The sequence below is a fragment of the Microbacterium sp. genome, assembly GCF_031178445.1.
Classification (GTDB): Bacteria; Actinomycetota; Actinomycetes; order Actinomycetales; family Microbacteriaceae; genus Microbacterium.
This window is the reverse complement of the sequence record NZ_JAPSIY010000005.1, coordinates 218,374-232,773: the sequence shown is the minus strand read 5'-3', so window position 1 is coordinate 232,773 and position 14,400 is coordinate 218,374. Positions and strand designations below refer to the sequence as shown.

Sequence of the window (14,400 nt, the reverse complement as noted above, 5' to 3'; positions counted from 1 at the left end):
TGAATGGCAGGGCGTCGTCCCCTTCGTCGGTCGGCGGCCGGAGCGATCGTCGCGTCTCTCGCGGTGATCGTCCTGGCCGCCGATCAGTTTGTGAAGCACCTCACCATCGAGAACCTTCCGCTGCATGAGTCGGTTCCGGTGCTGGGGGAGTTCCTTCAGCTGTACTACGTGCGCAATTCCGGCGCGGCGTTCTCGATCGGGTCCAGCATGACCTGGATCTTCACGATCGCCCTCGCGGTCGTGACGGGCGTCATCATCTGGAAGACGTTCGAGGTGCGGTCTCGTCTGTGGAGCGTCGTACTCGGCTGCCTGCTCGGCGGAGTTCTGGGCAACCTCACCGACCGGCTCCTCCGCGAACCCGGTTTCGCGGTCGGGCACGTGGTCGACATGATCTCCATGCCGTGGATGATGCCGGCGATCTTCAACGTGGCCGACATCTTCATCGTCACCGGGATGATCGCCGTGGCCCTGCTCGTCGTCATGGGGCTGCGCCTGGACGGCACGCGCGAACGCGACGCCGTGAAGGCCGAGCCGGCGGATGCCGTCGAGTCGCCCGCGGCGGCGAGCGAGAGCTGAGCGTGGAGTCGCGCAGCCTGCCCGTCCCCGACGGGCTGGACGGCACCAGGGTGGACGCGGCGCTGGCCAAGATGCTCGGCTTCTCGCGCACCTTCGCCGCCGAGGTCGCCGAAGCCGGCGGCGTGAGTCTGGACGGCGTGACGATCGGCAAGTCCGACCGGCTGCGCGCCGGCGGCTGGCTCGATGTGAGCTGGCAGCCCAGGGACGAACCGCGGATCGTGCCGATCGCGGTGCCCGAACTCGGGATCGTGCACGATGACGATGACATCGTCGTGGTGGACAAGCCGACCGGCGTCGCGGCGCATCCGTCGCTCGGCTGGGAGGGTCCGACGGTCGTCGGCGCCCTCGCGGCAGCCGGATTCCGGGTCGCGACCAGCGGAGCACCCGAGAGACAGGGCGTCGTGCACCGGCTCGACGTCGGCACCAGCGGCCTGATGGTGGTGGCCAAGACCGAAACGGCGTACACCGCGCTCAAGCGGGCGTTCAAGGAGCGCACGGTCGAGAAGGTCTACCACGCCGTCGTGCAGGGCCACCCTGATCCACTCGCGGGCACGATCGACGCACCGATCGGACGGCATCCGCACCACCAGTGGAAGTTCGCCGTCATCCCGGACGGCAAGCCTTCCGTGACCCACTACGAGACGCTCGAGGCGTTCCCGGGGGCCTCGCTCCTCGAGATCCATCTGGAGACCGGTCGCACGCATCAGATCCGCGTGCACATGGCCGCACACCGGCATCCTTGTGTCGGTGATCCGCTGTACGGCGCCGACCCGACCCTGTCGGCGAGGCTGGGGCTGACACGGCAGTGGCTGCACGCGCACCGGCTCGCGTTCGCGCACCCTGCGACGGGCGAATGGGTGCAGTTCGCCTCGCCGTACCCCGACGACTTCCAGCACGCCCTCGCGGTGCTCGACCCCGGACGCTGAATCCCGCGCGGGCGGGGCCCGCGCCGCGGATGTCGGATGCCGATGGCAGACTCGCACCATGAGCATCGTGGTGCGAGCAGCGACGGAGTTCGACGATGTCGCGACGCTGGTCGGGCCGAAGAAGCCGGCGTCCAACGTGTGCTTCTGCCTGAGCTACCGGATCGGAAGCAAGGAGAACGTCGCGCTGCGCGGCGAGGCGCGGGCCGCGCGGGTGCGTGAGCTGTGCGATCACGATCCGCCGCCCGGCGTCATCGCCTATCTCGATGACGAGCCCGTCGGCTGGGCGGCCCTGCATCCCCGCCGCGACACGAGCTTCGCCCGCAACCGCCTGATCCCGCACGTCGACGACCTCGACGTCTGGGCGCTGTGGTGCTTCCGCGTGCGGCCCGGGTACCGGAAGCAGGGCGTGATGCACGCGCTCATCGCGGGCGCGGTCGACTACGCGCGCGAACGCGGGGCGCCGGCGATCGAGGGCTATCCCGTCGACAACCGCGGCGAGAAGGTCAATCAGACGATGGCGTACGTCGGTACCCGCGCGCTCTTCGAGAGCGCGGGATTCCACAAGGCGGCTGACACCGGATCGGTGCTCGACGGGCACCCCCGGTTGCTGATGCGACTGGACCTGAGGATCAGCGCTTGACCCGGCCGCCACGGAAGTGCGCGGGGTCGTCCTCGGCCATGGCCAGGGCGATCTTGCGCACATGGGCGTCGTCGACGTCGCCCATGGCGGCAAGATCGTAGAAGCCGACCTCAGTGAGCTCTCCGTCCGCGGGGTGGGGCTCTCCCGATACCCATGTGCAGCGGAAGACGATGTCGAGGTAGTCGACATGGTCGCCGTTAGGGTAAGTGACGCGGGGGAGCTGCTGCACCAGGGCGAGCCGGTCAACCGACACGACGACGCCGGCCTCCTCGAGGCACTCACGTGCCGCTGCATCCGCAGGCTCTTCGCCGGGTTCGACGATCCCGGCGATCGTCTGCCACATACCGTTGTCGGCGCGCTTGCCGAGAAGCACCTTCTCATCCCGGAACACGACGGCCGTCGCGCCTATGAGGGAGAGCGGGTCGTGTCCGACACGCTCGCGGAGGGCGAGTACGAACTCAGGAGTGGCCATGCTCCTCAGCGTATCGGCGGCTGATAGGAAGAACACGTGAACCGGAAGCGCCGTCGGAGGCAATACCCAGTGTGAGCACAGACAGCGAGATCATCCAGCGGTCGATCGATGAGCCTGAGGCGTTCTCCGGCATCTTCGAGCGACACGTCCGTCCCGTCGGCGGCTACATCCGCCGACGGGTGGGCGCGGATGCCGTCGACGACGCGCTGAGTGAGACGTTCCTCGTGGCGTTCCGGCGACGTGCGTCGTTCGACGGCAGCGTCGTCTCGGCGCTGCCGTGGCTGCTCGGCATCGCGACACGGGTGGTCAAGCGCCACCGTGCGGATGAAGCGAGGCAGTGGCGGTCGTTCGAGGCGGTTTCGGCTGCAGCGCAGGTGGGGGAGAACGGCCACGGCGCGGTGGATGAACGAATGGACGCGGATAACGCCATCCGAGCTCTGGCGCCCCGCATCGCCGCGCTGTCGCCGCGAGATCGCGACACCCTGCTGCTGTATGCGTGGGGCGACCTGACCTATGAGCAGATCGCTCTCGCTCTGGGCGTGCCTGTGGGGACCGTGAGGTCCCGGCTGAATCGTGTACGCCGGAAGCTCGCGCCCCCGGGTTCGCGTTCCGCAGCCCGGCTGACCTGGATGGCGAAGGAGAACAGCGATGTCGCTTATGGAACGCGTGCGTGAGATCGGCGCTGAGGGCGAGCATGTCGAAGAGCGCACAGTGGCAGCTGCAAGGGGCGAGTTGATGCGTGAGATCGCGCGGAGCAAGCCCCTGCGAAAGCGTCGCTCGACGGTGCGATGGGCAGGGATCGGCATCGGCGGTCTGGTCGCCGGTACCGCAGTGACGGCGATCGTGGTGGGAACTGTGCTCGCGCCGAGCGAGGCTCCGAGTGCATCGGCTGCAGAAGTGCTGGAGAACGCCGCGGAGGTGACAATCCGAGCCGGTGACCTCGCCGTGCCGGCCGGCGAATACCTTCTGATCCGGTCCGTCTCGGAGAGCGTCCGATATTGGGACGTCGACATGCCGGCGGCCGACGGCGAGGAATGGGTCCGGTTCAACAACGGGAGCCGCGCTGATGCGGAGGCCGCGCTGCTGACCCGAACGGTCGCATCGCTGTACGTTCCAGCGGACCGCACGGGCGAGTGGGTGAAGGTGAACGAGCCGTCCGAGACGGTCAAGGCCCTCGGCGATCGTGCCGAGGAGGCGATGGCGGACGCCGAGGTCCACCTCGATCAACCTGAATCCGACGCCCCGGAAACGCTGCGAGTCGCCGCGGGCACGTACGAGCATGCGGACGGACAGGACGGTGAGGGCACCGTGACCGACTATCTCGACGGCCGGCGTTTCTGGGATGAAATGCCCTCCACCGACCCGCGCGAACTGCTCGACTGGATGCGCGACCGAGTGGGGGAGCCTAGGGGAAGCATCGCCTCGGACAGCTCGATCGTGGAGACCCTGGTCGACGACCCGTCCCTCCCGCTGGCGCCGCCTGACGTGCGAGCGGCGGTGCTACGGACGCTGGCGCTGCTCGACGGCTCCAGGGTCCTGGCGGTCGACGGCGACGTGACGACGATCAGATTCGAATGGTCGACCGAATGGTGGACGGCATGGAGGGACATCGAAGTCGACACGGAGCGCGGGCTCATCGTGGGAGTGACCGACTCCGGCGCGGTCACCGAGGATCAGTCCACCATCGACGGTCTCCCGAACTGGCAGACCCGTACGAGTCACCAGGTCTCAGTGGTGCAGTCGGCCCCCTGACCCCGTCCGCAGTACCGGCCCCGGCATCGGAGTCGGGGCCGGTACTGTCTGAGCCCGAACGTAGACTCGAAGCATGGCCTCCGACTCCTTCGTGCACCTCCACGTCCACAGCGAGTACTCCATGCTGGACGGTGCGGCGAAGATCGCGGCGATGACTCAGGCGGCGGCCGATTACGGCATGCCGGCCATCGCTGTGACCGATCACGGCAACACGTTCGCGGCCTTCGAGTTCTACAACGCGGCCAACGCCGCCGGTGTGAAGCCGATCATCGGCCTCGAGGCCTACGTGACGCCCGGAACGCACCGCAGCGACAAGTCGCGGGTTGCATGGGGATCGCCGGACCAGAAGAGCGACGACGTCTCGGGCTCCGGTGCGTACACCCACATGACGATGTGGAGTCAGAGCACAGAGGGCATGCACAACCTGTTCCGGTTGAGCTCCCTCTCCAGCATCGAGGGCTACTACTTCAAGCCGCGCATGGACCGCGAGCTGTTGCAGACCTACGGCAAGGGACTGATCGCGACCACCGGCTGCCCGTCCGGCGAGGTGCAGACGCGCCTGCGACTGGGCCAGTACGACGCTGCGAGAGCGGCGGCCGCCGAGTTCCAGGACATCTTCGGCAAGGAGAACTACTTCGCCGAGATCATGGATCACGGGCTTTCCATCGAACGCCGGGTGATGACCGATCTGCTGCGGCTCGCCAAGGACCTGAACATCCCGCTGGTCGCGACGAACGACTCCCATTACACGCACCAGCACGAGGCGGACGCCCACGAGGCGCTGCTGTGCGTGCAATCCGGCTCGACGATGGACGACCCGAACCGCTTCAAGTTCGACGGCGACGGGTACTACATCAAGACCGCACAGGAGATGCGTCAGCTCTTCCGCGATCACCCCGAGGCCTGCGACAACACGCTGCTGATCGCGGAGCGCTGCGAGGTCGAGTTCGACACCAAGGCCAACTACATGCCGCGCTTCCCCGTGCCCGACGGGGAGACCGAGGACAGTTGGCTGGTCAAGGAGGTCGAGAAAGGCCTGCACTACCGCTACCCGAACGGCATCCCCGACAGGGTGCGCAAGCAGGCCGAGTACGAGGTCGGCATCATCCTGCAGATGGGCTTCCCCGGCTACTTCCTGGTCGTCGCCGACTTCATCAACTGGGCCAAGGACAACGGCATCCGCGTCGGGCCCGGCCGCGGCTCCGGCGCCGGCTCGATGGTCGCCTACGCCATGAGGATCACCGACCTCGACCCGCTCGAGCACGGGCTCATCTTCGAGCGCTTCCTGAACCCGGACCGCGTCTCGATGCCCGACTTCGACGTCGATTTCGACGACCGCCGCCGTGGCGAGGTGATCGAATACGTCACCGAGAAGTACGGCTCCGAACGTGTCGCCCAGATCGTCACGTACGGCACCATCAAGTCCAAGCAGGCGCTGAAGGACGCCGGGCGAGTGCTCGGCTTCCCGTTCAGCATGGGCGATCGCCTCACGAAGGCGATGCCTCCGGCGGTGATGGGCAAGGACATGCCGCTGAGCGGTATGTACGACTCGGCCCATCCGCGCTACAAGGAGGCCAGCGAGTTCCGGGCGTTGATAGACACCGACCCCGAGGCGAAGACGGTGTTCGACCGAGCGCTCGGACTCGAGGGTCTGAAGCGCCAGTGGGGCGTGCACGCCGCTGGTGTGATCATGTCGTCGCACCCGCTGCTCGACATCATCCCCATCATGAAGCGCGAGCAGGACGGCCAGATCGTCACGCAGTTCGACTATCCGTCCTGCGAGTCCCTCGGCCTGATCAAGATGGACTTCCTGGGGCTGCGCAACCTCACGATCATCTCCGACGCACTCGACAACATCCGCATGAACAGGGGAGAGGAACTCGATCTCGAACACCTCGGGCTCGACGACCGCGCCGTCTACGACCTGCTCGCCCGAGGCGACACGCTCGGGGTGTTCCAGCTCGACAGCCCGCCGCTGCGATCGCTCATGCGTCTGATGAAGCCCGACAACTTCGGCGACATCTCGGCGCTCATCGCCCTGTACCGGCCGGGCCCGATGGGCGCGAACTCCCACACGAACTACGCGCTGCGCAAAAACGGGCTACAGGAGATCACGCCGATCCACGCCGAGCTCGAGGAGCCGCTCGCCGACATCCTGCAGGAGTCGTACGGCCTGATCATCTATCAGGAGCAGGTGATGGCGATCGCGCAGAAGGTCGCAGGATTCAGCCTCGGACAGGCGGACATCCTGCGACGCGCGATGGGCAAGAAGAAGAAGTCCGAGCTCGACAAGCAGTACGAGGGCTTCTCAGGCGGCATGAAGGAGCGCGGCTTCGGCGAGGGTGCGATCAAGGCGCTGTGGGACATCCTGCTGCCCTTCTCGGACTACGCCTTCAACAAAGCGCACTCCGCCGCGTACGGGCTGGTGTCGTACTGGACCGCGTACCTCAAGGCGCACTACCCCGCCGAGTACATGGCGGCGCTGCTGACCAGCGTCGGCGACTCCAAGGACAAGATGGCGCTGTATCTCAACGAGTGCCGTCGCATGGGCATCAAAGTGCTTCCGCCGGACGTGTCGGAGTCCATCAACTTCTTCGCCGCCGTCGGGGAGGACATCCGCTTCGGCCTCGGCGCGGTGCGCAACGTCGGCAGCAACGTCGTCGACGGGATCATCCAGGCGCGCAAGGACGAGAAGTTCGCCTCGTTCCACGATTTCCTGAACAAGGTGCCGCTGCATGTCGCGAACAAGCGCACCGTAGAGTCCCTCATCAAGGCGGGCGCGTTCGACTCGATGGGCGACACCCGCCGCGCCCTGATGGAGGTGCACGAGGATGCCGTCGAGGCTGCGGTCGACCGCAAGCGGAACGAGGCGCAGGGAGCGATAGGGTTCGACTTCGACAGTCTGTACGACGACATGGAGGAAGCACCGCCGGCGAAGGTGCCGGACCGGCCCGAGTGGGTCAAGAAGGACAAGCTCACCTTCGAGCGCGAGATGCTCGGTCTCTACGTCTCCGATCATCCGCTGGCCGGTCTCGAGGTGCCGCTCGCGAAGCACGCATCGATCTCGATCAACGACCTGCTGACCTCGGAAGAGCTTCAGGACGGAGACCAGGTCACGGTCGCCGGCCTCGTCACCAGCGTGCAACATCGCGTCGCCAAGGCCAGCGGCAACCCGTACGGCATGATCACCGTCGAGGATTTCAACGGCGAGGTGACCGTCATGTTCATGGGCAAGACGTACACCGAGTTCCAGCACACGCTCCAGCAGGATGCGATCCTGGCTGTTCGAGGCAGGGTCTCCCGCCGCGACGACGGCCTGAACCTGCATGCGCAGTCGGCATTCTCTCCCGATGTCGGCTCCTTCGACGCGGCAGGTCCGCTGTCACTCCTCGTGGCCGAGCAGCGCGCCACCGAGCGCGTGATGACCGACCTGGCCGAGGTGCTTCGCCGTCACGCCGGTGACACGGAGGTGCTGCTTCGAGTGCACCGTGGGGGATCGGCGAAGGTGTTCGAGGTTCCCATGCCCGTGAAAGTGTCCGCCGACCTGTTCGGCGATCTGAAATCCCTGCTGGGCCCCGCCTGCCTTGGTTGAGGCTGCGGCGTGCCCGCTTCTCCGGCGGGCGAAGCGGAAAAACTGCGATGCCTTCCCTGGCCACGCCGATAGGATCGTCACTCGCACGGCGATGCGACAGCGATGAAAGGACTGCTGCCATGAGCACCGATCAGGCGAGTACCGATCCGGTTCCCGGCGAGGGCGAGACCATCGAGGACGGCGTGCTCTACGAAGAGCAGGTGCAGCCGGAGTACGGCATCCTGGGCTTCACCCTGCGTGAGCTGCTGATCGTGAGCGTGTGGGCGCTGGCCTTCGCCGCTTCGTTCTTCCCGCTCGGCGCGGGAGCAGGCCCCGTGTGGGCGCAGGGGCTCGCCTGGGTCCTGTCGGCAGGGGTCCCTGCCGTCGCCGTGTTCCTCCTCGTGCTCCGTCGCTTCTCTCCCGACGGCATACGCCGGGTGGGATCGCTCGGAATCGACCAGTTCGCGTCAGTGGCCTTCTCCGTCGCGGCGGTGATCTGGGCGCAGACGTTGTGGAACGCCATCGCAGCGACCGTCGCATTCGGCGAGTACCTCGTCGGCTGGGTCACCGTCTTCGAGACCGTCGCCTTCTTCGGCCTCGTCGCGCTCACCGTCGCCGCCCCGCTCATCCCGCGACTGCGAGATGACTTCCAGGGTCGACTGGAGACCCTCGCGCATCGCAACGCCAACCCCGTACGTCCCGTGATCGCGCGGCCGCGCCCGGAGCGCAGCGCGGCGGACGCGCCGGCGACGCCGGCGAGTTCGGACGATGACGCGACCCGCGACGCCGGAGGCGCGGTATCCGGAGACACCGCATCCGACGACACCGCTGACGAGACCATCGGGCAGCGGGAGTCCGACACGAGCCCGTCCGCTGGCGCGGCCGTCGACCCAGACGCGACGTCGGTGATCGAGGCGGTGCCGCAGCCGGGCGCGTCCGATGCAGAGCGGACAGCGGTGATGGATGCCGCCTTCGAGACGTACCCCGACGCCGCGAGCACTCGGGTCGACGACGACGTCCCACGTGAGGATGACGCGCCGACCGCCGTGCACGACAAGCGTTCGGATGCCGAGCCCACCGCCGACGGCGACGGGCACGTGACCACAGAGGATCTGCGTGAGATCTTCTCCTTCGGCGCCGACACCGGCGAGCTCGAGCAGGCTGAGCCCGCGCCGGGCGACGCCGAGCGGCTGCCCGCAGGTGAACACGTGTCCGGAGGCGACACCGGCACCGCCCGCACCGTCGACTCGGCGCCCGAGTACTCGCGTCGAAGTCGCTTCGAGACCTCCGAGCAGGACGGTGGCGACGTCGCCCCCGAGCCCGGTCCGTTCTGGATCCTCGCCGGCAGTGAGCGCGACGTGCACGACGAGCACGGGCGCCCGCTTTTCCGCATCGGCCCGCAGGCATGGGCGCTCGTCATCGAAGACCGTGGTGGAGCCTATGTTGTGCGCCACGACGACGGCCGCATCGGGTACCTCCACGACGTCACGAACATCACGAAGGGCTGAGCGTGCGCACCATCGACCTCCGGGGGCGGAGCCTCGCGCCCGCTGACATGCTCGCCGCCGTGCCGCGGGCGACCCAGGCCCGCGCCGAGGCGCTCGAAGCGGCCACCCGCATCGTGGACGATGTGCGCGAGCGGGGAGAGCAGGCGCTGCGTGAGCAGGCGGAGCGGTTCGATCGCGTCACCGGTCACGCCATCCGTGTCCCTGCGGAGCACATCGCCGAAGCCGCCGCATCGGTCGACCCTGCCGTTCGCGGCGCGCTGGAGGCGGCGATCGACCGCGTGCGGCGCGCGTCTTCCGCGCAGGTGCCGGCACCGCAGGTCACCGAGATCGGTCCCGGCGCCCGGATCGCGCAGCGCTGGCAGCCGGTCTCCCGCGCCGGGGTGTACATCCCCGGCGGAAAGGCCGTCTACCCGTCCAGCGTGATCATGAACGTCGTTCCGGCACAGGTCGCTGGAGTGCGGGCGATCGCGCTCGCCTCTCCGCCGCAGGCTGAACACGACGGCCGCGTGCACCCGACGATCCTCGCCGCCGCCGCCCTTCTCGGTGTCGACGAGGTGTACGCCATGGGTGGTGCAGGGGCGATCGGAGCCCTCGCCCATGGTGTGGCCGACCTCGGCCTCGATCCGGTCGACGTGGTCTCCGGGCCGGGGAACAACTACGTCGCGTCGGCCAAGCGGGCTGTGGCAGGAGTGGTTGGCACGGACTCCGAGGCCGGAGCGACCGAGATCCTCATCGTCGCCGACGACACCGCCGATGCGCGCCTGATCGCGGCCGATCTGATCAGCCAGGCGGAGCACGACGAGCAGGCTTCCGCGGTGCTGGTCACGGACTCCACCGAGCTGGCGGAGCGGGTCGCGACCGTCGTGTCGACGCTCGCGTCGGCGACCACGCATCGGGAGCGGGTGGCGGCGGCTCTCGCCGGCCCGCAGTCCGCGATCGTGCTGGTCGACGACGCGACGATGGCGGAGGCGTTCAGCAACGCCTACGCACCCGAGCACCTCGAACTGCACGTCGTCGACGCAGACCGGGCAGCCGAGCGGTACACGAGCGCCGGAGCGATCTTCGTCGGCGACCAGACGCCTGTGAGCCTCGGCGACTACATGGCCGGCAGCAACCACGTGCTGCCCACCGGCGGACAGGCGCGCTACGCGGCGGGGTTGGGCGCGTACACCTTCCTTCGGCCGCAGCAGGTGATCAGCTACGACCACGACGCCCTCGCCCTGGTGCGCTCCGGTGTGGTCGCACTGGCGAACGCCGAGGTGCTTCCTGCGCACGGAGACGCCGTCGAAGCCCGTTTCGAGCGCCTGCCAGAGTCGCTCTGACCCGACCGGGTACGCTGAGAGATCATGCACTGCCCCTTCTGCCGGCATCCGGACTCCCGCGTCATCGACTCCCGCACCAGCGACGACGGTCTGTCGATCCGCCGCAGACGCCAGTGCCCTGAGTGCGGAGGCCGATTCTCGACGACAGAGACGGCCAGTCTCTCGGTCATCAAACGCTCCGGCGTGGTCGAGCCGTTCAGCCGCGACAAGGTGATCTCGGGCGTGCGCAAGGCATGTCAGGGCAGGCCGGTCACCGATGCGGACCTGGCGGTGCTCGCCCAGCAGGTCGAAGAGGCGGTGCGCCAGACGGGAGTGTCGCAGCTCGACACCAACGAGATCGGCCTGGCGATACTCGGGCCGCTGCGCGATCTCGACGAGGTCGCATTTCTGCGCTTCGCGAGCGTCTACCAGGAGTTCGATTCGCTCGAGGACTTCGAGACGGCCATCGGTGAGCTGCGCGCCGACCACGCACGGCGGGACGCCTCCGACCGGTAGCCTGGCAGGGATGTATCCGCTGCTCTTCCGCCACGTTTTGTCGCGCTTCGATCCCGAGTTCGCTCACCACGCCGCCATGGCGGTCATCCGCGTGCTCGGTGTGCCGCCCTTCTCGTGGGCGACCCGCGCGATCACTGCGCCGGACCGATCGCAGCAGGTGCACGCCCTGGGCCTGACATTCCCTTCGCCGTTCGGTGTGGCCGCCGGGTTCGACAAGAACGCGGTCGGCGTGCGCGGCCTCGACGCGCTCGGGTTCGGTCACATCGAGGTCGGCACGATCACGGCCATCCCGCAGGACGGCAACCCCAAGCCCCGTCTTTTCCGGCTCGTCCCTGACCGTGCCGTCGTCAACCGCATGGGCTTCAACAACCGGGGAGCGGATGCTGCCGCCGAGCGTCTGCAGGCCCTCCGCCGGCGGGCGCCGCGCGCCGTCGTCGGGGTCAACATCGGCAAGAGCCGGGTCGTCGAGGTCGACGACGCCGTCGACGACTACGTCGCCTCGGCGACGCGGCTCGCTCCGCTCGCCGACTATCTTGCGATCAACGTCTCATCGCCGAACACGCCCGGCCTGCGCGGGCTCCAGGCAGTCGAGACTCTCGCGCCGCTGCTACGCGCGGTGAAGGATGCCGCCGGTGCCACGCCCCTGCTGGTGAAGATCGCCCCCGATCTCCCGGATGAGGAGATCACCGCGATCGCGCAGCTCGCGGTCGCCGAGGGTTTGGACGGGATCATCGCTCACAACACCACGATCTCGCGCGACGGCCTGCGCACCGACGCCGCGGTGGTCGAGGCCGCCGGCGCCGGAGGACTGTCCGGCGCACCGCTGAAGAAGCGCTCGCTCGAGGTGCTCGCCGTCGTCAGAGCCGCGGTACCGGCGGACTTCTGCGTGATCGCGGTCGGCGGCGTCGAGACCGCGCACGACGTGCAGGAGCGCCTCGACGCCGGGGCGACTCTGGTGCAGGGCTACACGGCATTCCTCTACCGTGGCCCGCTGTGGGCCCGTCAGATCAACCGCGGACTGCGCGGCAGCTGACACGAAGAGAGAGCCCCGGCCGACCGGCCGGGGCTCTCTCTTCATGTCTTCGATCAGTCCGGGTACTGGCCGCGCTTCACCTGCGGCTTCGGCAGACGCATGAAGCGCATCTGCAGCCCGCGCATCGCGGCGTACCAGCCCAGGCCCTTCTCTCGCCGCTCGGCACCGAACTTCGCCGCCGCCTTGCGCTTCACGCGCATGCTGAGCAGCACCATGTCGCCGATCGCGAGCACCATGAATCCCCACAGGCCGACGATGGCCCAGAACTGCACTGCCGGCAGCGGGACCAGGTTGAGCACGATCACCAGCAGCATCGCCGCCATGATCCACTCCGACAGATGCCATCCGGCGTCCACGTAGTCGCGCACCCAGCGCCGCTGCGGGCCCTTGTCGCGTGCGGGAAGGTACTTGTCCTCGCCGTTCTCCATGCCGATGCGAGCACGCTCGCGGCGTGCCTGCAGGTCGGCCTTGGCCGCCGCCCTCGCCTCCTTGGTGTTGGCCACCAGCGGCCGGCGACGAGCAGCCTCGCGCTCGGCGCGGGTCGGTGTGGCGCGCCCCTTGCCTGCGGCGGGCGTCTCGCGGGCGTCGTCGTTCGAAGGTGTGGAAGTGGGCACGTGCGACCTCAGTTCGGAATCGGGGTTCACCTTAAGATTACTCGCATGACTCCGTCCGCATCATCGGCCCCGTCCGAACAGGAATCCGCCCTCGCCGAAGCCGTCGCCCTCGGCATACCGGCAGCGCTCTCGGATCTGGGTGGGCTCGTGCGCATCCCAGGGATAGCATGGCCCGCCTTCGATCAGAGCCAGCTCGAGCGCAGCGCCGACGCCGTCGCGGAGCTCGCCCGCGACACCGGCGTGTTCGACGAGGTGCGGGTGCTGCGTGCGAACGTCGGTGACACAGAAGAGCTCGGACAGCCCGCCGTGCTCGCCACGAGGGCAGCCCGTAACGGCCGGCCCACCATCCTTCTGTATGCGCACCACGACGTTCAGCCCCCTGGCGACGACGAGCTGTGGGAGACCCCGCCCTTCGAACCGACCGTGCGCGACGGTCGCCTCTACGGGCGTGGGGCGGCGGATGACAAGGCCGGCATCATGGCGCACATCGCCGCGTTGCGCGCGGTGTCGTCTGTCCTGGGCGACGACCTCGACCTGGGTGTGGCGATGTTCGTCGAGGGCGAGGAGGAGTACGGTTCCCGCTCTTTCGCACGCTTCCTCAGCGACAACGCGGACGCGCTCCGCGCCGACGCCATCGTGGTGGCCGACTCCGGAAACCTCGACTCGCGCACTCCCGGCCTCACCGTCTCACTCCGCGGCAACGCGCGGTTCACGCTGACGATCCGCACGCTCGACCACGCCTCGCACTCGGGGATGTTCGGGGGAGCGGTGCCCGACGCGATGATGGCGGCCATCACCCTGCTCGCCACCCTGTGGGATGCGGACGGGGCCGTCGCCGTCGACGGCATGACGTCCCGTGAGACCGATACCCCGCCGTACGACGAGGAGACGCTGCGCGATGAGACGGGGCTGCTCCCCGGTACAGCGCCGATCGGCCGCGACAGCATCCTCTCCCGCATCTGGAACAAGCCCTCGATCACCGTCATCGGGATCGATGCGACCAGTGTCGAGGCGGCATCGAACACTCTGCTCCCCGAGGTGTCGGTCGTCATCAGCGCACGCGTCGCACCGGGACAGGACGCGCGGGAGGCGTACCGGGCGATCGAGTCGCACCTGCGTGCCAACGCACCGTTCGGTGCCGGGCTGACGTTCTCCGACCTCGATCTGGGTGACGGGTTCCTCGTCGACACCACAGGCTGGGCCGTCGAGATGACCAGGAAGGCGATGGCGGACGGGTACGGGGTCGCTCCTGTGGACCTCGGCGTCGGCGGATCGATCCCGTTCATCGCCGATCTCGTGCGCGAGTTCCCCGCGGCGCAGATCCTCGTGACCGGGGTGGAAGACCCCCACTCGCGGGCGCACAGCCCGAACGAGTCGCTGCACCTGGAGACGTTCCGCAACGCCGTACGCACCGAGGCGCTCCTGCTGGCCAGGATGAACGCCCGGAGCACCGCGTCCTGAGGCACACGACCGGGCCGGACGCCGATCGCG

Annotated in this window: 13 protein-coding genes; 11 read left to right on the top strand and 2 right to left on the bottom strand. The window is 68.3% G+C overall.

The features are described from left to right. Window positions 1-63 precede the first annotated feature (63 nt). From lspA to RIN43_RS09405, 3 genes are read left to right on the top strand one after another with little or no spacing between them, the layout of a single operon-like run. Window positions 64-576, top strand: coding sequence for a signal peptidase II (gene lspA / locus RIN43_RS09415; RefSeq protein ID WP_375163729.1), 513 nt, complete (start codon window positions 64-66; stop codon window positions 574-576). Between the two features lie 2 nt (window positions 577-578). Further along, complete coding sequence (locus tag RIN43_RS09410; RefSeq protein ID WP_309128646.1) at window positions 579-1,502, top strand: RluA family pseudouridine synthase; 924 nt, start codon at window positions 579-581, stop codon at window positions 1,500-1,502. Window positions 1,503-1,560: 58 nt separating this feature from the next. Further along, a complete protein-coding gene (locus RIN43_RS09405; protein ID WP_309128645.1) occupies window positions 1,561-2,142 on the top strand; it encodes a GNAT family N-acetyltransferase in 582 nt (193 codons plus the stop codon). Here the strand turns inward: RIN43_RS09405 and RIN43_RS09400 are convergent. Continuing rightward, complete coding sequence (locus RIN43_RS09400) at window positions 2,132-2,614, bottom strand: NUDIX domain-containing protein (protein WP_309128644.1); 483 nt, start codon at window positions 2,612-2,614, stop codon at window positions 2,132-2,134. The two genes, RIN43_RS09405 and RIN43_RS09400, sit on opposite strands and share 11 nt — an antisense overlap. A gap of 71 nt (window positions 2,615-2,685) precedes the next feature. Here RIN43_RS09400 and RIN43_RS09395 point away from each other — a divergent pair, with 71 nt between their 5' ends. The 7 genes from RIN43_RS09395 to RIN43_RS09365 all read left to right on the top strand — a co-directional run bounded on the left by RIN43_RS09395 (window position 2,686) and on the right by RIN43_RS09365 (window position 12,295). Beyond that, window positions 2,686-3,288, top strand: a complete 603-nt coding sequence (locus tag RIN43_RS09395; RefSeq protein ID WP_309128643.1) for a sigma-70 family RNA polymerase sigma factor — start codon at window positions 2,686-2,688, stop codon at window positions 3,286-3,288. Further along, entirely contained in the window at window positions 3,263-4,366 is a 1,104-nt protein-coding gene (locus RIN43_RS09390) for a hypothetical protein (RefSeq protein WP_309128642.1), read from the top strand. The genes RIN43_RS09395 and RIN43_RS09390 overlap by 26 nt, the downstream gene beginning before the upstream one ends. 73 nt (window positions 4,367-4,439) lie before the next feature. Continuing rightward, on the top strand, window positions 4,440-7,958 hold the full coding sequence (dnaE, locus tag RIN43_RS09385) for a DNA polymerase III subunit alpha (RefSeq protein ID WP_309128641.1): 3,519 nt from the start codon (window positions 4,440-4,442) through the stop codon (window positions 7,956-7,958). 119 nt (window positions 7,959-8,077) lie between these two features. After that, entirely contained in the window at window positions 8,078-9,445 is a 1,368-nt protein-coding gene (locus RIN43_RS09380) for a hypothetical protein (RefSeq protein WP_309128640.1), read from the top strand. Window positions 9,446-9,447: 2 nt separating this feature from the next. Continuing rightward, window positions 9,448-10,767, top strand: coding sequence for a histidinol dehydrogenase (hisD, locus tag RIN43_RS09375; RefSeq protein WP_309128639.1), 1,320 nt, complete (start codon window positions 9,448-9,450; stop codon window positions 10,765-10,767). Between the two features lie 24 nt (window positions 10,768-10,791). After that, window positions 10,792-11,262: a transcriptional regulator NrdR gene (gene nrdR / locus RIN43_RS09370; protein ID WP_309128638.1), complete on the top strand. Its 471-nt coding sequence runs from the start codon at window positions 10,792-10,794 to the stop codon at window positions 11,260-11,262. Window positions 11,263-11,272: 10 nt separating this feature from the next. Then, the gene (locus tag RIN43_RS09365) at window positions 11,273-12,295 is read left to right on the top strand and encodes a quinone-dependent dihydroorotate dehydrogenase (RefSeq protein ID WP_309128637.1); all 1,023 of its coding nucleotides are present in this window, start codon (window positions 11,273-11,275) and stop codon (window positions 12,293-12,295) included. Between the two features lie 53 nt (window positions 12,296-12,348). Here RIN43_RS09365 and RIN43_RS09360 read toward each other — a convergent pair whose 3' ends face one another. Continuing rightward, window positions 12,349-12,909: a DUF3043 domain-containing protein gene (locus RIN43_RS09360; RefSeq protein ID WP_309128636.1), complete on the bottom strand. Its 561-nt coding sequence runs from the start codon at window positions 12,907-12,909 to the stop codon at window positions 12,349-12,351. A gap of 45 nt (window positions 12,910-12,954) precedes the next feature. Between RIN43_RS09360 and RIN43_RS09355 the strand changes: the two genes are divergently transcribed. Next, on the top strand, window positions 12,955-14,370 hold the full coding sequence (locus RIN43_RS09355; protein ID WP_309128635.1) for a dipeptidase: 1,416 nt from the start codon (window positions 12,955-12,957) through the stop codon (window positions 14,368-14,370). The last annotated feature ends 30 nt before the right edge of the window (window positions 14,371-14,400 follow it).